This window comes from Pseudonocardia xishanensis (assembly GCF_039541715.1).
GTDB lineage: Bacteria > Actinomycetota > Actinomycetes > Mycobacteriales > Pseudonocardiaceae > Pseudonocardia > Pseudonocardia xishanensis.
In genome coordinates this window covers 74,652-95,537 of record NZ_BAABGT010000094.1, presented here as the reverse complement: position 1 = coordinate 95,537, position 20,886 = coordinate 74,652, and the positions used below count along the sequence as shown (strand labels likewise).

Genomic DNA, 20,886 nt, shown 5'->3' with positions numbered 1-20,886 from the left:
CTCAGAACACGGAGGGTGCCCGCGTGGCCACGAATCAGATGCGCCGTGAGGCGGCCAAGCGGAAGCTGGCGAACCAGCAGAAGCGGCGGGAGGAACAAGCCCGCAGGCGCAAGCGCGTGGCCGTGATCTCATCGGCCGCGGCGGTGGTCGTGGTGGTCGTGGCCGTCGTGCTGCTGACCACCGCCCCCTGGCGGTCGGAGGCGCCCACCGCCGACACCGCCGCCCCCAGCGGCACCGCCGCGCCCGCCGCCCCCACCGACGCCGCGCAGAACGTGCCGACCACGCCGGCCGCGGTGCCCGTCCGGCCGACCGCGCTGCCCGCCACGGTGGACTGCCAGTACCCGACGGGCAGCGAGGCCGCCGCGAAGCCGGTGAACCCGCCGTCGGCCACCACCGGGGTCAGCAGCCAGGGCACCGTCGCCGCCTCGCTGACCACCAGCGCGGGCCCCATCGGTCTCACCCTCGACCGGGCGCTGGCCCCCTGCACGGTCAACAGCTTCACCAGCCTCGCGCAGCAGGGCTACTTCGACGGCACCACCTGCCACCGGCTCACCACCTCACCCGGCCTGCAGGTGCTGCAGTGCGGTGACCCGTCCGGCAGCGGCAGCGGCGGCCCCGGCTACACCTTCGCGGACGAGACGTTCCCGGAGATCAAGTACGGCCGCGGGCTGCTCGCCATGGCCAACGCCGGGCCGAACACGAACGGCAGCCAGTTCTTCATGATCTACGGCGAGGCCCAGCTCAGCCCGGACTACACCGTCTTCGGCACCATCGACGCGGCCGGTCTGCAGACCCTCGACACCGTCGGCGCCGGCGGCACCACCACCGGCCAGGGCGACGGCGCCCCCGCGACCCCGGTGACCATCCAGTCCGCGTCGGTCCAGTCCTGATCTGCACGAACGGCACTCTTGTGCGGTAGGTCCGCACGAGAGTGCCGTTCGTGCGGTCGACCGGCGGTGGGTCCGGACGAGAGTGCCGTTCGTGCGGTCAGCCTGCGGACGTGACCCGGTACACGTCGTAGACGCCCTCGACGTTCCGCACCGCGTGCAGGACGTGGCCGAGGTGTTTCGGGTCGCCCATCTCGAACGAGAAGCGCGACACGGCGACCCGGTCCCGCGAGGTGGTCACGGAGGCGGACAGGATGTTGACCTTCTCGTCCGCCAGGACCTTGGTGACGTCCGAGAGCAGCCGGTGTCGGTCCAGCGCCTCGACCTGGATCGCCACCAGGAAGACCGACGCCGGCGAGACCGACCACGCGACGTCCACCAGCCGCTCCGAGCGGGCCTTGAGGTCCGCGGCGTTGGTGCAGTCCGTGCGGTGCACCGAAACCGCGCCCCCGCGCGTGACGAACCCGAGGATCTCGTCCCCGGGCACGGGGGTGCAGCAGCGGGCGAGCTTGCAGTAGACGTCCCCGAGCTGCTTGCCGTCCTCGCCCTGCAGGACCACGCCCGCGTCCCCGGTCGGCCTGCGGACCCGGACCGTGGACGGGGTGGCCCGCTCGGCGAGCTCCTCCTCCGCATCCTCGACGCCGCCGATCAGGGCGACGAGCCGCTGGACGACGTGCCGGGCGCTGGCCTGGCCCTCCCCGATCGCCGCGTAGAGCGCGGAGACGTCCGGGTAGTGCATCTCGCGGCCGAGCGCGGTCATCGCGTCCGTGGACACGAGGCGCTGCAGCGGCATGCCCGTGCGCCGGGCCTCCCGCGTGATCGCCTCCTTGCCCTCCTCGATGGCCTCCTCGCGACGCTCCTTCGCGAACCACTGCTTGATCTTGTTCTTGGCACGCGGGGACTGGACGAAACCCAGCCAGTCCCGCGACGGCCCCGCGCCCTCGGCCTTCGACGTGAAGATCTCGACGACGTCCCCGGACTCCAGGGTGCGCTCCAGCGCGACCAGCCTGCCGTTGACCCGCGAGCCGATGCACCGGGCGCCGACCTCGGTGTGCACCGCGTAGGCGAAGTCCACCGGCGTGGAGCCGACGGGGAGCGTGACCACGTCGCCCTTCGGTGTGAAGACGAACAGCTCCTTGGCCGCGAGGTCGTAGCGCAGCGACTCGAGGAAGTCCCCGGGGTCCGCGGCCTCGCGCTGCCAGTCCAGCAGCTGGCGCATCCACGACATCTCGTCGATCTCGACCGACGAACCGGAGTTCGTCCCCCGGGTCTCCTTGTAGCGCCAGTGCGCCGCGATGCCGTACTCGGCGGTGCGGTGCATCTCGCGGGTGCGGATCTGGACCTCGAGGGGCTTGCCGTCCGGCCCGATCACCGTCGTGTGCAGCGACTGGTAGACGCCGAACCGGGGCTGGGCGATGTAGTCCTTGAACCGCCCGGGCATGGGCTGCCAGATCGCGTGCACCATGCCCATCGCGGCGTAGCAGTCCCGCACCTCCTCGACCAGGACGCGGACGCCGACCAGGTCGTGGATGTCGTCGAACTCGCGGCCCTTGACGATCATCTTGCGGTAGATCGAGTAGTAGTGCTTCGGCCTGCCCTCCACCGTGCCCTCGACGCGCGCGGCGGTCAGCTGCCGGGAGATCTCCTCGATGACCTGCTTGAGGTAGGTGTCCCGGGAGGGCGCGCGGGTCGCGACGAGCCGGACGATCTCGTCGTACTTCTTCGGGTGCAGGATCGCGAAGGACAGGTCCTCCAGCTCCCACTTCACCGTGGCCATGCCGAGCCGGTGGGCCAGCGGCGCCATGACCTCCAGGGTCTCGCGAGCCTTCTTGGCCTGCTTCTCCGGCGGCAGGAACCGCATGGTCCGCATGTTGTGCAGCCGGTCGGACAGCTTGATCACCAGGACCCGGGGGTCCCGGGCCATCGCGACGACCATCTTGCGGATCGTCTCGGCCTCCGCCGCGGTGCCGAACTCGACCTTGTCCAGCTTGGTGACGCCGTCCACCAGGTGGGCGACCTCGTCCCCGAACTCCTGGCGCAGCTTGTCCAGCGAGTAGTCGGTGTCCTCGACGGTGTCGTGCAGCAGGGCCGCGACCAGCGTGGTCGTGTCCATGCCGAGCTCGGCCAGGATCGTGGCGACGGCCAGCGGGTGCGTGATGTACGGGTCGCCGGACTTGCGCTTCTGCCCCTGGTGCTTCTCCTCGGCGACGTCGTACGCGCGCTGCAGCAGCACGAGGTCGGCCTTGGGGTGCAGCGTGCGGTGGACGCTCGCCAGCGGCTCCAGCACGGGCTTGACGATCGCGACCCGCTGGGGCGTCATCCGGCGCGCGATCCGGGCGCGGACGCGGCGGGTGGCGGAGGGCCGGGCGTCGTCCTCCACGGGGGCGGGCGGGTTCTGCTGGACGTCCGTCACCGGCACCTCACCGCATCATCCGCCACCCGGTGGAGGATACGCCGACCTAATAGCTGAGCAGTGCGTGGACCGCGGTTCCGGAGAGCCGCTCGCGTCCCTTCAGCGCGGCCAGCTCGATGACCGTGCCGAACCCAAGGACCTCCGCCCCGGCGTCGGCGAGCAGCCCGCAGGCCGCAGCGGCGGTCCCGCCGGTGGCGAGCACGTCGTCCACCACGAAGACCTTCATCCCGGGCTCGACGACGGCGGCGGGCAGCTCCAGCGTGGCCGTCCCGTACTCCAGCTCGTAGGTCCGGGTACCGGCCACGGAGGGCAGCTTGCCCGCCTTGCGGATCGGCACCACGCCGGTGCCCGCGACCAGCGCCACCGCGGCCCCGATCAGGAACCCGCGCGCCTCGACGCCCGCGACGAGGTCCGCCGCGCCCGCCGACGCCGCCAGCTCGGTGGTCAGCGTGGCGAACGCCGCGGAGTCGGCGAGGACCGGCGTCAGGTCCCGGAACAGCACCCCGGGCTCGGGGTAGTCCGGGACCGACCGGACCAGGTCCCGGACCCGCTCCAGCTCGACGGCCGAGTCGTCGAGGCTCACCTCCGCCGCTTCCCCGTGGGACGGCCCGACTTCCCCTGCGGGCGGCCCGGCTGGGACCGCTGCGGCGTGCTCGCGGCCGCGGCGAGGGCGCGCTCGCGGCGCAGCTCCCGCTCGACGGCCTCGTCGTCCCCGGTGTCGAGGTCCTCGATCTCCTCGCCGGACTGCGCGGCGGCCGCGCGGGCCCGGCGGGCGGCGACCCGGGCGGCCTGCTTGCGGTACCGCGGGTCCCGCATCTTGAGGTCGACGAGCAGCGGCGTGGCCAGCAGCAGCGAGGACAGCGCACCCGCGATGATGCCGACGAGCTGCACCAGCGCGAGGTCGGCCAGCGTCCCGACGCCGAGCAGCCCGACGCCCACCACCAGCAGCCCGAGCACCGGCAGCACCGCGATCAGCGAGGTGTTGATCGAGCGCATCAGCGTCTGGTTGACCGCGAGGTTCGCCTGCTCGCCGTAGGTGCGGCGGGTCAGCTGCAGCACACCGCGGGTGTTCTCCTTGACCTTGTCGAACACCACGACCGTGTCGTAGAGCGAGAAGCCCAGGATCGTGAGCAGGCCGATCACCGTGGACGGGGTGACCTCGAACCCGACGATCGAGTAGATGCCCGCGGTGACGACGACGTCGTGCACCAGCGCCACCAGCGCCGCGATCGCCATGGCGCGTTCGAAGTAGAACGCGAGGAACAGCGTGACCAGCACGAGGAACACGGCGAGCGCGATCAGCGCCTGCCGGGTGATCTCCCCGCCCCAGGTGCCGCTCACCGCGCTGTCGCTGATGGACTGCGCGGAGGGCTGTCCGTCCGTACCGAGCGGCTGGAGCTGGGTGAACAGGGCCTGGCGCAGCGCGCTGATCTGACCCGCGTCCAGCGACTCGGAGCGGATCAGGATGGTGGCGCTCGCCCCCACCCCCGCGGCCTGGGTCGAGGCGGGGGCCGTCCCCACGCTCTCGGTGAACACGCGCTCGACCTGCTCGGTCGTGATCGTGCCGTTCGCGCCCGCGGCGGGCATCTGGACCTGCGAGCCGCCGGTGAAGTCGATGCCGAGGTTGAAGCCCCGGATCGCGATCGACAGCACGCAGATCAGCACCAGCACGCCGAAGGTGACGTACCAGGTCCTGCGCCGCCCGACGACGTCGAACGCGCCCGTACCGCTGTACAGCCTGCTGAACACGGACATCGTCAGGCCTCCTTCGCGCCGGACCCGGCGGTTTCACGTGTGCGGCGCCGTTGCGCGCCGACCTTGGCGACCGCACCCAGCCCGGAGAGCGTGGTGCTGGCGAAGATCTTCGCGTTGGAGGCCAGCACGACCAGCGGGTGCGTCACGAGGAAGACCACGACCAGGTCGAGCACGGTGGACATGCCGAGGGTGAACGCGAAACCCTTCACCTGGCCCACCGCGAGGATGTAGAGCACGGCGGCGGCCAGGAAGCTGACCGCGTCCGCCGTGAGGATCGTGCGCCGCGCCCGGGCCCAGGCGCGCGGCACGGCCGAGCGGAACGAGCGGCCCTCGCGCACCTCGTCCTTGAGCCGTTCGAAGAAGATCACGAACGAGTCCGCGGTGATGCCGATCGCCACGATGAACCCGGCGACGCCCGCGAGGTCGAGGGTGAACCCGATCCAGCGCCCGAGCAGCACCAGGACCGCGTAGACGACCGCGCCGGACAGCACCAGCGACAGGATCGTGAGCAGCCCGAGCACCCGGTAGTAGAAGAGGCAGTAGACGAACACCAGCGCCAGGCCGACGGCGCCTGCGAGCAGCCCGGCCTCCAGCGAGGCGAGCCCGAGGGTGGCCGACACGGTCTGGGCCTCGGAGGACTGGAAGGACAGCGGCAGCGAGCCGTAGCGCAGCACGCTGGCCAGGTCCTGGGCCTGCTGCTGGCTGAAGTTGCCGCTGACCTGGGTGTTCCCGTAGAGCGCGCCCTGGATCGTGGGCGCGGAGACGACCTCGCCGTCGAGCACGAAGGCGGCCTGCGTGCCGACGTTCGCCGCGGTGTAGTCGCCCCAGGCCCGCGCGCCCGCGGACTTGAAGGTCAGGTCGACCACGTAGCCGACGCCCTGCTGGTTCTGCGTGGCGGTGGCGGACGCGATCTCCGTGCCCTCGACGATCGTCGGGCCGAGGATGTACTTCGCGGTGCCGTTCTGGTCGCAGGCGACCAGCGGAAGGGCCGGGTCGTCGTAGCCGCGCAGCGGGTCCGGCACCGAGCAGTCGAGGGCCTGCTGCGCGATCTGCTGGGTGGTCGGGTCGGTGCTCTGCCGCAGCTCACGGGCCTGGGCGATGGCCGCGGCCTGCGCCGGGTCGTCCGACGTGGGCGCGGCAGTGGGCGCAGTGGGCGCCGTCGGCTGCGCCGGCGGCTGCGTGGGGTCCTGGGCCAGAGCGGTGGAGTACGAGACGGGCGCGACGTCCTGCTCGACGACCCCGCCCATGCCCTGTGGCTGCCCGTCGGTGCCGGTGGCGGGAGCGCTGCCGGTGGCGGGAGCGCTGCCGTCGGTGGGAGCGCTGCCGTCGGTGGGAGCGCTGCCGTCGGTGGGCGCCGTGCTCCCGTCCGTGGCGCCGGGGGTGCCGCCGGGAGCGGCGCCGGTGCCGTCGGTGGGGGCCGCGGGGGTCGCCGCGATGGCCTGCCCGACGACCGGGCGGAAGCGCAGCTGCGCGGTCTGGGCCAGCGAGCGGGCCTGCTCGCCGCCGTCCCCCGGCACCGTGATGGTGAGGTTGCTGCCGTCCAGGACGACCTCGGCGCCGCTGACCCCGAGCCCGTTCACGCGCTGCTCGATGATCGACTGCGCCTGGATCAGCTGGTCCCGCGGGGGGACCGCACCGGACTCGGTGCGCGCGGTCAGCGTGACCCGCGTACCGCCCTGCAGGTCGATGCCCAGCTTCGGTGCGAAGGACCGGTCACCGGTGAACGCCACCAGCGCGTACAGCACCACGACGATGCCCGCGAACGCCGCGAGGTACCGCCAGGGGCGGATTCGCCCCGGGGTCGTTGCCACTCTCTTCTACTCTCCCGGTGATCACGGCCGCGTCAGCGTGCCTGACTCCCGCGTGCGACCACTCGCGCCGCACCCCGCCTGCCGGCATGATGCTGCCGCACCGGTCCGGGGGCGCGGACGGCACCCCCTTCTCGCTGAAGGGGTTACTTCTTCTCGTCCGCGGGCGCGTCGACGACGGCGTCCTTCGGGGTGTCCGAGACCGCACCGTTGGTGGTACTCGTCCCGTTCGTCGTGCTCGTGGGCAGCTCGGCCGGGGTGTCCGACTCGGTGGTCGGCGCCACGACCGTGTCGTCCGCGTCCGAGTGCGCCTCGCTCGCCACCTTGTCGCGGACGGCGGCCCGCAGCCAGGTGGTCACCACGCCGTCGGCGATCTCGAGGTCGATGGTGTCCTCGTAGGACGCGTCGACGACGGTGCCGCGCAGCCCGGAGGTGGTGGTGACGACGTCACCCTCGGTCAGCGCATCCTGCAGCTGCTTGGTCTCCGCCAGCGCACGCTTCTGCTTGCGGCCCGACAGGAAGATCGGGATGAACAGCAGCAGGATCAGGATCGGGAACAGCAGGCTCATGTCCATGGTGTCGCAATACTCCGTTTCTCGGGCACGTCGGACGGCGAGTCTGCCACTCGAGGTGGCGGGCCGGGCCGGCGGCCCTGTCCTCGTGATACGCGCGTGACGTGCGGGTTCTCTGCGAGCCCGGCTAGAACAGACCCTCCGCCTCGGCGGGCGGACGCAACCCGAGATGGGCCCAGGCCGCCGGTGTGGCGACCCGCCCTCGCGGCGTCCGGGCCAGCATTCCGGCCCGTACCAGGTAGGGCTCGCAGACCTCCTCGACGGTACCGGGTTCCTCGCCCACCGCCACAGCCAACGTGGACACGCCCACCGGTCCCCCGCCGAACGTCTTCACCAGCGCACTCAGCACGGCGCGGTCCAGGCGGTCCAGGCCGAGCTCGTCGACGTCGTAGACGGCGAGGGCGTCCCGGGCCACCGCCCGGGTCACGGACCCGTCCGCGCGGACCTCCGCGAAGTCCCGCACGCGCCGGAGCAGCCGGTTCGCGATACGGGGCGTGCCCCGGGAGCGGCCTGCGATCTCGTGTGCGCCGTCCGGCCTGAGGTCCACGTCCAGGATCGTCGCGGCGCGGGTGAGCACGCGTTCGAGTTCCGGCGGCTCGTAGAACTCCATGTGCGCGGTGAACCCGAAGCGGTCCCGCAGCGGGCCGGTCAGCGCGCCGGCCCGTGTCGTGGCGCCGACCAGCGTGAACGGCGCGATGTCGAGCGGGATCGAGGTCGCCCCCGGACCCTTCCCGACGACGACGTCCACCCGGAAGTCCTCCATCGCGAGGTACAGCATCTCCTCGGCCGGGCGGGCGATGCGGTGGATCTCGTCGATGAACAGCACGTCCCCGGGGACGAGGTTGGACAGCATCGCGGCGAGGTCGCCCGCCCGCTCCAGCGCAGGCCCGGAGGTCAGCCGGATCGCGGCGCCCATCTCGGCCGCGACGATCATGCTGAGGCTCGTCTTGCCCAGGCCGGGAGGGCCGGAGAGCAGGATGTGGTCCGGCGGGTCGCCGCGCCTGCGGGCACCTTCGAGCACGAGTTCGAGCTGCTCGCGGACCCGGTGCTGGCCGATGAACTCGCTCAGCCGCCGCGGCCGCAGCGAGTTCTCGACGTCGAGGTCCTCGGGCACGACCTCGGCCGCCACCCCGCTGAACTCGCGGTCGTCCTCGCTCACCGCGCCACCCCCACGTCGAGAGGCACGCCTGCGACCTCCGGACGGGGTCCCGAGGTCGCGTCCCGGCCGGTCACCGGCTGCGCCCCAGGCTGGACAGCGCGGTCCGGAGCAGCCGCGCCGGGTCGGCGTCCGGGGTCTCGGCCAGCACCGCGTCCACCGCCTGCTCGGCGGGCCTCAGCGTGAACCCGAGCCCGACGAGCGCCTCCACGACCTGCTCCCGCCGGGCGTTCCCACTCTGCGCGGGCGCGCTCGCCGACGGAGCGGCGGTCGGCGTGACCAGCACCTTGTCCCGCAGCTCGACGACCAGCCGCTCCGCGCTCTTCCTCCCGACGCCGGGGATGCGCTGCAGGGTGACCAGGTCGCCGTCGTGCAGGGCGCGGCGCAGGACGTCCGGCTCCAGCACGGCGATGGTGGCCAACGCGAGCCGCGGCCCGATCCCGCTCACGGTCTGGAGCAGCAGGAACAGCTCCCGCTCGTCCGCGTCCGCGAAGCCGAAGAGGGTCAGCGACTCCTCGCGGACGATCAGCGTGGTGGCGAGCGTGGCCTCCGTGCCGCGGCGCAGCCCGGCGAGGGTGCTGGGCGTACAGAACACCGCGTACCCCAGACCGCCGACGTCGACCACGGCGTGGTCCAGCCCGATCTCCAACACCGGCCCACGCACGGACGAGATCACAGCCACTCCCGGGAGAAGTACGAACACAAGTTCGAGCCGCAGGCTACCGCCCGCCCCACCCACCCCCCGCACTCCCCCGCCCGCGAGTCCCCCACTTCGGACAGGCGAGTCCACCGTTTGGGACTCGCGAGTCGGACGTCAGCGCTTCCGAGCAGCCGCCAGTCGTTCCCTCTGCAGCGCCGCGAGCTTCGCCTTGTGGACCTTCGCGAGCTCGGACGCCCGCTTCTCGGCCTCCGCCATGCGCGCCATCATCGGCGCACGCCAGCAGTGGCAGATGGCGAGCGCGAGGGCGTCCGCGGCGTCGGCGGGCTTCGGAGCCTCCGCCAGCCCGAGCACCCGGGTGACCATCGTCGTGACCTGCGCCTTGTCGGCGCGCCCGGCGCCGGTCACCGCAGCCTTGACCTCGCTGGGTGTGTGGAACGCGACCGGCAGCCCCGCCTTCGCCGCGACCAGCGCGACGACCCCACTCGCCTGGGCGGTCCCCATGACCGTGCGGACGTTGTGCTGGCTGAACACGCGCTCGATGGCCACGACGTCCGGCCGGTGCCGCGCGATCCAGCGCTCCACCTCGGTCGCCACGACCAGCAGCCTGCGGTCGACCGGCAGGTCGATCCCACTGCGCACGACGCCGACGGCCACGCACGCGACCTGCCTGCCGCCCGTCCCGTCGACCACGCCGAGCCCGCACCGGGTCAACCCCGGGTCGACTCCGAGCACCCGCACACGCGCTCCCCTCGCTCGCGGGGAACGCTACCGGCGGCCTCCGCCCCATCCGGGAGCGGCGCGCCGCACCGCGGAGCCCGCACTCGGGATCGGCGCGGCTCGCGGGACTCACAGGGCAGGCAGCGTGGTGCTCGGAGGCCCTGGCGTCGAACTCACGGTCACTGGCGTCGAACTCGCGGGCACGCGTGTCCGACTCGCGCGGTGGGGTCCGACACGCGGGCGGTGGGGCGGGCTCGTGGGGATCGGGGTGGGGGTGGGCATGATGGGGAGGTGCGGGTGGAGATCGTCGGGTTGTTCGCCTCCGCCGTGCACGCTTTCGAGGGGCGGCCCGGGGACGGGCCGCGGCCGGACCCCGAGGATCCGCGCCGGGAGTGTCTCGAGGTGCGGGCCGGGCTCGGGGTGGTCGGGGACCGGTACTTCCACCATCCGGCCCACCGGCAGGCCTCGGTGACGCTGCTGGCCGTCGAGTCGCTCGAACGGATCGCCGCCGAGCTCGGGGTCTCGGCGTTCGATCCCGCGCTCGCCCGCCGCACCGTCGTCCTGCGCGGGGCGGACGTCGACGCCCTCACCCACACCGACTTCACCCTCGACGGCCTGCGCTTCCGCGGCCACCGCGCCGCCCACCCGTGCCGGTGGATGGACGTCGTGCTCGCGCCCGGCGCCTTCCGCGCGATGCGGGGTCACGGCGGGGTGCGGTGCGAGCCGCTGTCCGACGGCGTGCTGCGCCTCGGCCCCACGACGCTGCGGGTGCGGGACGCCGCGTAGCGCCTCAGCCTGCCTGACGGCGGTCCGCGAGCGGGATCGCGCGCAGGGCGTCGGCCGGGCCCGCGAGCCACCGCCGCACCTCGCGGCGGGAGCGCAGGCGCACCACCGGGAGCTCGGGACGGGCCTCGCGCGCCCGCCCGACCTGCACCGCCGTCTTCGGATGGGTGCGCCAGGCCCAGCGGACGATGTGGTCGGGATCGGTGAGGACGCTCCGGAACGGCGGCTCCACGTTGCCGTTCCACAGCTCCACCCGCCGCACCCGCCGGACGACGGTGCGCGGCACGACCTGCGTCATCACCCGCCACCGCGGCAGGTCCAGCCAGACCAGCAGGTCCAGGCGGGGCAGCAGCAGCGGGCGGGCCCTGCCGTATCCGTAGTCGGTGACCCAGCGGTCCCGTGCCACCAGCGCGCGGACGTCGGCGTCGAACGTCGGCCGTTCGATCCAGTCGGGACCGTGGAACAGCCCGTCCAGCTCGGTGTACGGGAGCGCCGCCAGCGCCCGCGCGAGAGTGGACTTCCCCGAGCCGGAGCACCCGGCGATCGCGACGCGACGGACGGGGGCGGGCAGCGGATCAGCGGGTCCGAGCAGCACCCCTCGATCCTGCCCGGCCCCACAACCGGTGTGGTGTGCGCCGTCCTCCCTAGTGCGCGGCGTCGTCCCAACTGCGGCCGTAGCCGACCGAGACCTCCAACGGCACCGACAGGTCCTCGGCGGCCGCCATCTCGCGGCGGACCAGCTTCTCGACGGCGGCGTGCTCGCCCTCGGCGACCTCGAGGACCAGCTCGTCGTGCACCTGGAGCAGGACCCGGCTGCGCAGCTGCTCCGCGGCCAGTGCCTTGTGCACCTCGATCATCGCGACCTTGATGATGTCCGCCGCGCTGCCCTGGATCGGGGCGTTGAGCGCCATCCGCTCGGCCATCTCACGGCGCTGCCGGTTGTCGCTCGTCAGGTCCGGCAGGTACCGGCGGCGGCCGAGCATGGTGGCGGTGAAGCCCTCCTTGCGCGCCACGTCCACCACCGAGCGCAGGTAGTCCCGCACTCCGCCGAAGGTCTCGAAGTAGTCGTCCATGAGGCCCTTGGCCTCCTCCGTGGAGATGCGCAGCTGCCCGGACAGCCCGAACGCCGACAACCCGTACGCGAGGCCGTAGTTCATCGCCTTGATCTTGGCGCGCTGGGCGGGGGTGACCTCCTCCGCCGCGACGCCGAACACCTTCGCCGCGGTCTCCGAGTGGAAGTCCCGCTTCGAGTTGAACGCCTCGATCAGCGCCGCGTCCTCCGACAGGTGCGCCATGATCCGCATCTCGATCTGGCTGTAGTCCGCGGTCATCAGCTCGGCGTACTCGGGGCCCACGATGAACGCCTCGCGGATCCGCCGCCCCGCCGCCGTGCGGATCGGCACGTTCTGCAGGTTGGGGTCGGTGGACGACAGCCTGCCGGTGGCCGCGATCGTCTGCGAGTACGTGGTGTGGATCCGCCCGTCCGCCGCGACGGACTTGAGCAGCCCGTCCACGGTGATCTTGAGGCGGGTGGCGTCCCGGTGCTGCAGCAGGTGCATCAGGAACGGGTGCTCGGTCTGCTCGTACAGGTTCTGCAGCGCGTCCGCGTCCGTGGTGTAGCCGGTCTTGGTGCGCTTGGTCTTGGGCATGTTCAGCTCGTCGAACAGCACGACCTGCAGCTGCTTCGGCGAGCCGAGGTTGATCTCCTTGCCGATCACCTCGTACGCCAGCCGCGCGGCCTCGATGACCTGACCGCCGAACTCGGCCTCCAGCATGCCCAGGTGCGACTGGTCGACGGCGATGCCCGCCGCCTCGCAGTCCGCCAGCACGAACGCCAGCGGCTGCTCCAGCTCCAGCAGGAGCCGGGTCTGCTCCTTCTCCGCGAGCTCGGCGCCCAGGGCGTCCGCCAGCTCGGCGACCGCGGACGCGTTCACCATCTCGGCCTCGGCGTGTTGTGCGTCCGCCTCCTCCTCGCCGCCCAGCAGCGAGAGCTGCCCGTCCGCCGGGCCGCCCTCCATGGACAGCTCGCGGCGCAGGTACCGCAGCGCGAGATCGGCGAGGTCGAACGACCGCTGACCCGGCCGGGCCAGGTAGGCCGCGAGCGCGGTGTCGCTGGTCAGGCCCTTCAGCTCCCAGCCACGCGAACGCAGCGCGTGCAGGACCGCCTTCACGTCGTGCGACGCCTTGGGCACGGCGGGGTCGGCGAGCCACTCCCCCAGGGCCGCCTCGTCGTCCGGCTCCAGGAACCGGACGTCCACGTACCCGGCCACGGGCACCCCGGGGTCCGCCCCGTCCGCCCGGTCCTCCAGGGTCGGCTCGCCGGTGGCCAGCGCGATCCCGACGAAGTCCCGCTCGGTGATCCCGCCGGTGACCCCGGAGAACGCCACGCCGACGCGGCGCCCGTCTCGCGCGTGCGCGGCCAGCCAGTCCCGCAGCGCTCCGGGCGCGATGGTCCCGCCCTGCACGGTGAACCCGGACTCGGCCTCCGGCTCGGCGCTCTGCAGCGTGGCGAACAGCCGCTCCCGCAGCACCCGGAACTCCAGCTCGTCGAACAGCCGGTGCACCGCGTCCCGGTCCCACGGCCGCAGCTCGAGCTCGGCGGGCACGGTGTCCAGCGGGACGTCCTTGACCAGCTCCGTGAGCTGCCGGTTCATCAGCACGCTCGCCAGGTGGGCGCGCAAAGCGTCCCCGGCCTTGCCCTTGACCTCGTCCACCCGGTCGGTCAGCTCGCCGAGCGAGCCGAACTCGCGGACCCACTTCGCCGCCGTCTTCTCCCCGACGCCGGGGATGTTCGGCAGGTTGTCGCTGGGGTCCCCGCGCAGCGCGGCGAAGTCCGGGTACTGGGTGGGGGTGAGCCCGTAGCGCTTGTCGACCTCCGCCGGGTCGATCCGGCCCAGGTCCGACACCCCGCGCTTGGGGTAGAGCACCGTGACATGGTCGGTGACCAGCTGGAACGCGTCCCGGTCGCCGGTGGTGATCAGCACGTCGAACCCGGCCTGCTCGGCCTGGGTGGCGAGGGTGGCGATGATGTCGTCCGCCTCGAAGCCCTCGACCGCGAACACCGGGATGTTCAGCGCCTTGAGGACCTCCTTGATCAGGTCCACCTGACCCCGGAAGTCATCCGGGGTCGTGGTGCGGTTCGCCTTGTAGTCGGCGAAGCGCTCCGACCGGAAGGTCTTGCGCGAGACGTCGAACGCCACGGCGAGGTGGGTCGGCTGTTCGTCTCGCAGCTGGTTGATCAGCATCGACGTGAAGCCGTAGACCGCGTTCGTGGTCTGCCCGGTGCCCGTGCGGAAGTTCTCCGCGGGCAGGGCGAAGAAGGCCCGGTACGCCAGCGAGTGCCCGTCCAGCAGGAGGAGGCGCCGGGTTTCCCGCGCAGTGTCGGTGGGTGTCTTCGTCGCCGCGGTCACGGGCCGGAGTCTAGGACCGCCCACCGACAGTTCCGGGCGGGGGAACGTGCTCCCCCGCCCGGACCGTGGTGGTATCCCAGTGCTGGTATCCCAGTGGTGGTATCTCAGCCCACCTCGGCCATGACCTCGTCGGACACGTCGAAGTTCGAGTACACGTTCTGGACCTCGTCGCTGTCCTCGAGCGCCTCGATCAGCTTGAACACCTTCTTGGCGCCCTCGGCGTCCAGCTCGATCTGCATGGACGGGAGGAACGTCGGGTCCGCGGAGTCGTAGTCGATCCCGGCCTCCTGCAGCGCGGTGCGCACCGCGATCAGGTCCGTGGGCTCGGAGACGACCTCGAAGCTGTCCCCCAGGTCGTTGACCTCCTCGGCGCCCGCGTCGAGCACCGCGAGGAGCACGTCGTCCTCCGACAGGCCCGCCTTGGGCAGCACGACCACGCCCTTGCGCGTGAACAGGTACGCGACGGATCCGGGGTCGGCCATGGTGCCGCCGTTGCGGGTCATCGCGGTGCGGACCTCGGTGGCCGCGCGGTTGCGGTTGTCCGACAGGCACTCGATGAGCATGGCGACGCCGTTGGGGCCGTAGCCCTCGTAGGTGATCGTCTCGTAGTTGGCGCCGCCGCCGTCCGCACCGGAGCCGCGCTTGACCGCGCGGTCGATGTTGTCGTTCGGCACCGAGCTCTTCTTGGCCTTCTGGATGGCGTCGTAGAGCGTGGGGTTGCCGTCGGGGTCACCGCCACCCGTCCGGGCCGCGACCTCGATGTTCTTGATCAGCTTGGCGAACATCTTGCCGCGTCGGGCGTCGATGACGGCCTTCTTGTGCTTGGTCGTCGCCCATTTGGAGTGGCCACTCATCGGCTGCCCCGTCCCTCCTGAGATCGCGCGTCGCGCCCAGCGAGTCGACACCGGACGCGCAGGGGCCGAACGCCGCCTGCCAGATCCCGTCCATGCTACCGACCGAGTGCGACACAACTCATCGCCGGCGGGTGCAGCCGGCGTTACGCGGGGTACCCCATCTTCACCGGTACCGGTGAAAGCGCAGGTCATCGCGTTAATGACCGGCCCGCTCCACGCGATAGCGGTGCAGGAAGGCACGAGGGGGTACGAGATGGACACGCGCAGGGGCATGGTCGCCCGGCTCGGTTTCGCCGCGGCGGGCGCCGCCGCACTGGCCACGGGCGTGGCCGCCACCCTTCCCACCGCGGAGGCGGCACCGCTGACGGTCACCATCACCGGCCCCACCCAGCCGCTGTACTCCTGCGACCTGCAGTCCCCGCCCCAGTTCACCGACCCCGCCAACCCGGACACCATCACCAACCGGGCCTGCGCCTACGTCGACGACCTGGGCCGCGAGCGCTCGTTCGACCCGTGGATCGACGGCCAGCTGCTGCACGCGGGCACGAACTAGAGGATCCCGTCGATCTGGCCCATGGCCAGTCGCATACCCTCCTCCATCCCCATCTGCAGGAGCTGTTCCAGCTGCTCCAGCGAGACGAAGCGGCTGACGGTCGTCATCCGGGTCCCGTTCTCGACGGCCTCGAGCGTGACCACCGCGGACGTCGTCGGCATCGCCTCCGACGGAGTGCCGTCCTCATCGGCGAAACCGTCCTCGAACTCCAGCCGGTGCGGCGCCTCGACCGCCAGGAACCGCCACCACCCCCGTGACTTCCGCCCGTCCGGCCCGGTCATGAAGTAGCTCGCGCCGCCGTGCGGCTCGAAGTCGAAGCGCTCGAACGTCGCGGGCCAGGTCGGCGGCCCCCACCAGCGCTCCAGCTGCCGCGGGTCCTCCCACACCCGCCACACCCGCTCGACGGGTGCGGCGAACTCGGCGACGAACGTGAGCGTCAACGCGTCGGTGTCCCGCTCGGTGCTGATGACCGTCATGGCTCCTCCTCCAGTAGCTCCTCGATCGCGGCCGTGCGATGGCGTTGGAGCAACTCGTAGGACTCCAGCAGCCTCGCGGCCTTGTGCAGCACGACGGGCTCGCCGTGCACGTGCTGCTCCCGACCCCTCCGCTCCTTGCGCACGAGCCCGGCCCGTTCCAGGACCGCGACGTGCTTCTGTACGGCCGCGAAGCTCATGGCGTAGCGGCCCGCGAGTGAGGAGATGGACTGCCCCTGCTGCATCACCTGCAGCACGATGTCTCGGCGCGTGGCGTCCGCGAGGGCGTGGAACAGCCTGTCCCAGTCCTCGTTCGAGGGATGCTCGTCAGGCCCGAGCATCGACGTCGGTGAGCTGATCTACAACCATAGGGTTGTACGTTAGAGCACAACCGAGTGGTTGTCTACGCCTCGCGGACGAGGTCGGCGAAGTAGGCGTGCACCCGGTGGTCACCGGTGATCTCCGGGTGGAACGCCGTGGCCAGGACGGTCCCCTGCCGCACCGCGACGACCCGGCCCGCGGCCTGGCCGGCGGCGGGGTCGTCACGGGGCACGGTGGCCAGCACCTCGACCTCCGCGCCGACCTTCTCGACCCACGGCGCTCGGATGAAGACCGCGCGCACCGACCCGACCCCGGTCACGTCCAGGTCGGTCTCGAACGAGTCCACCTGCCTGCCGAACGCGTTCCGCCGCACCACGACGTCCAGCCCGCCGAGCTGCTGCTGGTCCGGGCGGCCGTCCAGCACCTCCCCAGCCAGCAGGATCATCCCGGCGCACGAGCCGTACGCCGGCATCCCCGAGGCCAGCCGGGCGCGCAGCGGCTCGAGGAGCTCGAAGATCTCCAGCAGCTTGCTGATGGTGGTCGACTCGCCACCCGGGATCACCAGCCCGTCGACGGCCGCGAGCTCGGACTCCCGCCGCACGGGCACCGCCCCGACCCCGGCCTCCCGGAGCGCCGCGAGGTGCTCGCGGACGTCCCCCTGCAGGGCCAGGACACCGACGGTCGGAGCTGCGATCACCACGTCTACCAGCGTAGACGGTGACGGCGACCACCCGGCCGGAGCCCGATGCCCGACTCGCGGGTCGGAACCCGGGGCTCGTGGGAGTGGGGACCCGAGGAACGGGAGACCCCGGGAGTCAGAGGCCCGCGACGACCTCGCCCGCCGCGGCGGCCTGCTGGACGGCGTGCTTCACCGCGTCCGCGACGGCCGGGGCCACTGCGGGGTCGAAGACGCTGGGGACGATGAAGCTCGCGTTCGGCTCGGTCACCACGTCCGCGATCGCGGCCGAGGCGGCGAGCAGCATGCGGTCGGTGATGTCGTGGGCCTGGGCGTCCAGCAGCCCGCGGAAGACCCCCGGGAAGGCCAGCACGTTGTTGATCTGGTTCGGGTAGTCCGACCGCCCCGTCGCGACGACGGCGGCGTGGTGCGCCGCGATCGCCGGGTCGATCTCGGGGTCCGGGTTGGCCAGCGCGAAGATGATCGCGTCCTCCGCCATCGTGGCGGCCTCCTCGGCCCCGAACAGGTTGGGCGCGGAGACGCCGATGAACACGTCCGCGCCGACCAGCGCGTCCGCCAGCGTGCCCGCCCGGCCGGTGCTGTTCGTCTGCGCAGCGATCGACGCCAGGTTGTCGTCCAGGCCCGGGCGGCCCGCGTGGACGATGCCGTCGATGTCCACCGCCAGCACCTCCCCCGGCTTCTCGGAGGCCAGCAGCCGGATGATGGCCGAGCCCGCGGCGCCCACGCCGCAGACGACGATCCTCGTGTCCGAGATGGACTTGCCGACCACGCGCAGCGCGTTGCGCAGTGCCCCGAGCACGACGACGGCGGTGCCGTGCTGGTCGTCGTGGAAGACCGGGATGTCCAACATCTCGCGCAGCCTGCGTTCGATCTCGAAGCAGCGCGGCGCGGCGATGTCCTCGAGGTTGATCCCGCCGTACGCGGGGGCGATCACCTGGACGGTGCGGATGATCTCCTCGGTGTCCTGGGTGTCCAGGACCACCGGCCAGGCGTCGACGTTGGCGAAGCGCTTGAACAGCGCCGCCTTGCCCTCCATGACCGGCATCGCCGCCGCCGCGCCGAGATTGCCCAGCCCCAGCACCGCCGAGCCGTCCGTGACGACGGCGACGGTGTTGCGCTTGATCGTCAGCCGCCGGGCGTCCGACGGGTTCGCCGCAATCGCCTGGCACACCCGCGCGACACCCGGGGTGTAGGCACGGGAGAGGTCGTCGCGGTTGCGCAGCGCGACCTTCGACGAGACCTCGATCTTGCCGCCCAGGTGGATCAGGAAGGTCCGGTCGGACACCTTCCGCACGGTCACGCCGGGCACCCGGCCCAGCGCGGCGGTGATCTCGTCCGCGTGCTCGGAGTTCAGCGCGTTGCAGGAGATGTCGACGACGATGGCGTCGGTGCGGGACTCGACGACGTCGAACGCCGTGACCACCCCTCCGACCGCGCCGACCGCGACGGCGAGATCACCCGCCGCGTTGCTCGACGACGGCGCTTCGACGCGGACGGTGATGGCGTAACCGGGACCGGGTATGGGCACGGCCGAGGACCCTACTCGCGGGCCCGATGTGCGGCCGCACACGTCGGAGCGGAATTGGGGGACCCTTGAGGGTTGTGCGGTGCAGGCACCCGGAGTCCAATCGCTGTGACCGGGAGCACACCGGCGTGCCCCCGCGATCGGAGGTGGCCGCCATGACCGTCAGAGCAGATCGCAGGGCCGCCGAGGGGTCCGGGACGGTCACCGATCCCGCTCGACTTCGCAACGTCGCGCTCGTCGGGCCGTCGGGTTCGGGCAAGACGACGCTGGTGGAGGCCCTGCTCGCACACACCGGCACGATCCCGCGGCAGGGCAGCGTGGGCGACGGCACGACCGTCTGCGACCACGATCCCGCCGCCGTCCGCCAGCACCGCTCGGTGACCCTCGCGGTCGCGCCGGTGCGACACGGCGACCTCAAGATCAACCTGATCGACACCCCCGGCTACGGGGACTTCGTCGGAGAGCTGCGCGCCGGTCTGCGGGCCGCGGACGCCGCGCTCTTCGTGGTCCCCGCGACCGCCGGGTCGGACGGCGTCGTGGACCCGGCGACGGTCACGCTGTGGGAGGAGTGCGCCGCCGTCGGGCTGCCGCGGGCGGTCGTGGTGGCGCGCTGCGACCAGGCCCGCGCGGACGTCGAGGCGACCCAGCTGGCCTGCCAGGACGCGTTCGGGGCGGGGGTCGCGGCTTTGTACCTGCCTGCCCCGATGGTCGACTCCGCGGGCTCCGTCTCCGGCCCGGAGGGGCTCTACGGCCTGCTCACCCAGGGTCCCGGCGAGGCGCCCGCGGGCGCCGAGGAGGCCAGGGCGACGCTGCTCGAGGGGATCATCGAGCAGTCCGAGGACGAGTCGCTGATGGAGCGCTACCTCGCGGGCGAGGCCCTCGACGTCGACGCGCTGATCGACGATCTCGAGACCGCCGTCGCGCGCGGGTCGTTCCACCCGGTCGTGCCGGTGTGCTCCGCGACCGGCTCCGGGATCGACGCCCTGCTGGAGCTGCTCGCGGGCGGCTTCCCGTCGCCGCTCGAACACCCCCTGCCGACGGTCTCCCTGATCGACGGCGGGCCGCACCCCGCGCTGACCGCCGACCCGGACGGGCCCCTGGCGGCCGAGGTCGTGCGCACCTCCGCGGACCCCTACGTGGGTCGGGTGTCGGTGGTGCGGGTGTTCTCCGGGACCCTGCGCGCGGACACCGCGGTGCACATCTCGGGACACGTGCCCGCGCCGCGGGCGAGCAGCGAGGACGCGGGTCACGACGGCCATGACGTCGATGACCGCCTCTCCCACCTCTACACACCGCTCGGGGCCACGCTGCAGGAGACCGAGCTCTGCGTGGCGGGCGACATCTGCGCGCTGACCAAGCTGACCGGTGCCGAGACCGGGGACACCGTGTCGGCGGCCGACCACCCCCTGCTGCTGCGGGCGTGGGACGTGCCGGAACCCCTGCTGCCGATCGCCGTCGTGCCGCAGGAGCGGGGCGAGGAGGACCAGCTCGCGCGCACGCTCGCCAAGCTCGTCGCCGCGGACCCGGGGCTGTGCCTGGAGCGCAGCGCGGAGACCCACCAGACGGTGCTGTGGACGACCGGCGAGGCCCACGCGGACGTGGTGCTCTCCCGGCTGCGCGAGGCCGGGGCGCACGTGGAGACCGAGGACGTCCGGGTGCCGATGCGGGTCACGCTCGCATCGGCGGCGCGGGTGACCGGGCGGCACGTCAAGCAGTCCGGGGGGCACGGGCAGTACGCCGTCTGCCACGTCGAGTTCGAGCCGCTCCCCCGCGGCTCCGGGTTCGAGTTCCGGTCGGCCGTGGTCGGCGGCTCGGTGCCGACGCAGTACGTCCCGAGCGTGGAGAAGGGCATCCGGACCCAGCTCGAACGGGGGCTGACGGTCGACGGCGCGGCGCACCCGGTCATCGACGTCCGGGCGACCCTGGTGGACGGCAAGGCGCACAGCGTCGACTCGTCGGACGCGGCCTTCCAGACGGCGGGGGCGCTGGCCCTGCGGGAGGCGGCCGAGGTGTGCGGGGTGGTGCCGCTGGAGCGGATCGACGAGGTCGCCGTCCGCATCCTCGACGAGCACCTCGGCACCGTCCTCGGCGACCTGTCCGCCCGACGGGGCCGGGTGCTGGGCACGGAACCGACCGACACCCCCGGCCGCACGGTGGTCCGCGCGGAGGTCCCGGCGGCGGAGCTGCTCCGCTACCAGATCGACCTGCGCGCGATGACCAGCGGGACGGCGACCTTCACCCGCGAGTTCGCGCGGTACGGCGAGGTGTGAGCAGGTGTGAGCAGGTGTGAGCAGGACGAGA

Annotated in this window: 19 protein-coding genes; 4 read left to right on the top strand and 15 right to left on the bottom strand. The window is 72.4% G+C overall.

What is annotated here, in order from left to right:
- The first annotated feature begins 23 nt into the window (after window positions 1-23).
- Window positions 24-890 carry a peptidylprolyl isomerase gene (locus ABD993_RS28670; protein ID WP_345425293.1) on the top strand — a complete coding sequence of 289 codons (867 nt, stop codon included), beginning with the start codon at window positions 24-26 and terminating at the stop codon, window positions 888-890.
- Window positions 891-987: 97 nt separating this feature from the next.
- Here ABD993_RS28670 and ABD993_RS28665 read toward each other — a convergent pair whose 3' ends face one another.
- From ABD993_RS28665 to ruvC, 8 genes are all read right to left on the bottom strand, one after another.
- Window positions 988-3,300, bottom strand: a complete 2,313-nt coding sequence (locus ABD993_RS28665) for a RelA/SpoT family protein (RefSeq protein WP_425569169.1) — start codon at window positions 3,298-3,300, stop codon at window positions 988-990.
- A gap of 46 nt (window positions 3,301-3,346) precedes the next feature.
- Window positions 3,347-3,883 (bottom strand): adenine phosphoribosyltransferase, encoded by a 537-nt coding sequence (locus ABD993_RS28660; RefSeq protein WP_345425288.1) that lies wholly within the window; start codon window positions 3,881-3,883, stop codon window positions 3,347-3,349.
- Entirely contained in the window at window positions 3,880-5,055 is a 1,176-nt protein-coding gene (secF, locus tag ABD993_RS28655; RefSeq protein ID WP_345425285.1) for a protein translocase subunit SecF, read from the bottom strand. Before secF ends, ABD993_RS28660 begins: the two co-directional genes overlap by 4 nt.
- Before the next feature lie 2 nt (window positions 5,056-5,057).
- Window positions 5,058-6,866, bottom strand: coding sequence for a protein translocase subunit SecD (gene secD, locus ABD993_RS28650; RefSeq protein ID WP_345425283.1), 1,809 nt, complete (start codon window positions 6,864-6,866; stop codon window positions 5,058-5,060).
- Between the two features lie 143 nt (window positions 6,867-7,009).
- The gene (yajC, locus tag ABD993_RS28645) at window positions 7,010-7,432 is read right to left on the bottom strand and encodes a preprotein translocase subunit YajC (RefSeq protein WP_345425280.1); all 423 of its coding nucleotides are present in this window, start codon (window positions 7,430-7,432) and stop codon (window positions 7,010-7,012) included.
- Between the two features lie 130 nt (window positions 7,433-7,562).
- Window positions 7,563-8,564 (bottom strand): Holliday junction branch migration DNA helicase RuvB, encoded by a 1,002-nt coding sequence (ruvB, locus tag ABD993_RS28640; protein WP_425569173.1) that lies wholly within the window; start codon window positions 8,562-8,564, stop codon window positions 7,563-7,565.
- 100 nt (window positions 8,565-8,664) lie between these two features.
- Complete coding sequence (ruvA, locus tag ABD993_RS28635) at window positions 8,665-9,267, bottom strand: Holliday junction branch migration protein RuvA (protein ID WP_345425274.1); 603 nt, start codon at window positions 9,265-9,267, stop codon at window positions 8,665-8,667.
- A 138-nt stretch (window positions 9,268-9,405) separates the two neighbouring features.
- On the bottom strand, window positions 9,406-9,990 hold the full coding sequence (gene ruvC / locus ABD993_RS28630) for a crossover junction endodeoxyribonuclease RuvC (RefSeq protein ID WP_345425271.1): 585 nt from the start codon (window positions 9,988-9,990) through the stop codon (window positions 9,406-9,408).
- A gap of 270 nt (window positions 9,991-10,260) precedes the next feature.
- Between ruvC and ABD993_RS28625 the strand changes: the two genes are divergently transcribed.
- Complete coding sequence (locus tag ABD993_RS28625; RefSeq protein WP_345425268.1) at window positions 10,261-10,755, top strand: molybdenum cofactor biosysynthesis protein; 495 nt, start codon at window positions 10,261-10,263, stop codon at window positions 10,753-10,755.
- A gap of 4 nt (window positions 10,756-10,759) precedes the next feature.
- On the opposite strand, the gene ABD993_RS28620 is transcribed toward ABD993_RS28625, so the two are convergent.
- From ABD993_RS28620 to ABD993_RS28610, 3 genes are all read right to left on the bottom strand, one after another.
- Window positions 10,760-11,347 (bottom strand): P-loop NTPase family protein, encoded by a 588-nt coding sequence (locus tag ABD993_RS28620; protein ID WP_345425265.1) that lies wholly within the window; start codon window positions 11,345-11,347, stop codon window positions 10,760-10,762.
- Between the two features lie 49 nt (window positions 11,348-11,396).
- Window positions 11,397-14,162: a DNA polymerase I gene (polA, locus tag ABD993_RS28615; protein ID WP_345425262.1), complete on the bottom strand. Its 2,766-nt coding sequence runs from the start codon at window positions 14,160-14,162 to the stop codon at window positions 11,397-11,399.
- 104 nt (window positions 14,163-14,266) lie between these two features.
- Entirely contained in the window at window positions 14,267-15,016 is a 750-nt protein-coding gene (locus tag ABD993_RS28610) for a YebC/PmpR family DNA-binding transcriptional regulator (protein ID WP_345425259.1), read from the bottom strand.
- A 253-nt stretch (window positions 15,017-15,269) separates the two neighbouring features.
- Here ABD993_RS28610 and ABD993_RS28605 point away from each other — a divergent pair, with 253 nt between their 5' ends.
- Window positions 15,270-15,569, top strand: a complete 300-nt coding sequence (locus ABD993_RS28605) for a hypothetical protein (protein ID WP_345425256.1) — start codon at window positions 15,270-15,272, stop codon at window positions 15,567-15,569.
- On the opposite strand, the gene ABD993_RS28600 is transcribed toward ABD993_RS28605, so the two are convergent.
- The 4 genes from ABD993_RS28600 to ABD993_RS28585 all read right to left on the bottom strand — a co-directional run bounded on the left by ABD993_RS28600 (window position 15,566) and on the right by ABD993_RS28585 (window position 18,588).
- The gene (locus tag ABD993_RS28600) at window positions 15,566-16,045 is read right to left on the bottom strand and encodes an SRPBCC family protein (RefSeq protein WP_345425253.1); all 480 of its coding nucleotides are present in this window, start codon (window positions 16,043-16,045) and stop codon (window positions 15,566-15,568) included. The genes ABD993_RS28605 and ABD993_RS28600 overlap by 4 nt on opposite strands.
- Window positions 16,042-16,383 carry an ArsR/SmtB family transcription factor gene (locus ABD993_RS28595; protein WP_345425250.1) on the bottom strand — a complete coding sequence of 114 codons (342 nt, stop codon included), beginning with the start codon at window positions 16,381-16,383 and terminating at the stop codon, window positions 16,042-16,044. Before ABD993_RS28595 ends, ABD993_RS28600 begins: the two co-directional genes overlap by 4 nt.
- 62 nt (window positions 16,384-16,445) lie before the next feature.
- Window positions 16,446-17,060 carry a pyridoxal 5'-phosphate synthase glutaminase subunit PdxT gene (pdxT, locus tag ABD993_RS28590; RefSeq protein WP_345425442.1) on the bottom strand — a complete coding sequence of 205 codons (615 nt, stop codon included), beginning with the start codon at window positions 17,058-17,060 and terminating at the stop codon, window positions 16,446-16,448.
- A gap of 118 nt (window positions 17,061-17,178) precedes the next feature.
- Window positions 17,179-18,588 (bottom strand): NAD-dependent malic enzyme, encoded by a 1,410-nt coding sequence (locus tag ABD993_RS28585; RefSeq protein ID WP_345425247.1) that lies wholly within the window; start codon window positions 18,586-18,588, stop codon window positions 17,179-17,181.
- Window positions 18,589-18,740: 152 nt separating this feature from the next.
- Here ABD993_RS28585 and ABD993_RS28580 point away from each other — a divergent pair, with 152 nt between their 5' ends.
- Complete coding sequence (locus tag ABD993_RS28580) at window positions 18,741-20,855, top strand: elongation factor G-like protein EF-G2 (protein ID WP_345425244.1); 2,115 nt, start codon at window positions 18,741-18,743, stop codon at window positions 20,853-20,855.
- The last annotated feature ends 31 nt before the right edge of the window (window positions 20,856-20,886 follow it).

Excerpts from the sequence above, each read along its gene's own strand:
- secF (WP_345425285.1), bottom strand. The coding sequence starts at position 5,055 with ATGTCCGTGTTCAGCAGGCTGTACAGCGGTACGGGCGCGTTCGACGTC.
- yajC (WP_345425280.1), bottom strand. The coding sequence starts at position 7,432 with ATGAGCCTGCTGTTCCCGATCCTGATCCTGCTGCTGTTCATCCCGATC.
- ABD993_RS28610 (WP_345425259.1), bottom strand. The coding sequence starts at position 15,016 with ATGAGTGGCCACTCCAAATGGGCGACGACCAAGCACAAGAAGGCCGTC.
- ABD993_RS28605 (WP_345425256.1), top strand. The coding sequence starts at position 15,270 with ATGGACACGCGCAGGGGCATGGTCGCCCGGCTCGGTTTCGCCGCGGCG.
- ABD993_RS28600 (WP_345425253.1), bottom strand. The coding sequence starts at position 16,045 with ATGACGGTCATCAGCACCGAGCGGGACACCGACGCGTTGACGCTCACG.
- ABD993_RS28595 (WP_345425250.1), bottom strand. The coding sequence starts at position 16,383 with ATGCTCGGGCCTGACGAGCATCCCTCGAACGAGGACTGGGACAGGCTG.
- ABD993_RS28580 (WP_345425244.1), top strand. The coding sequence starts at position 18,741 with ATGACCGTCAGAGCAGATCGCAGGGCCGCCGAGGGGTCCGGGACGGTC.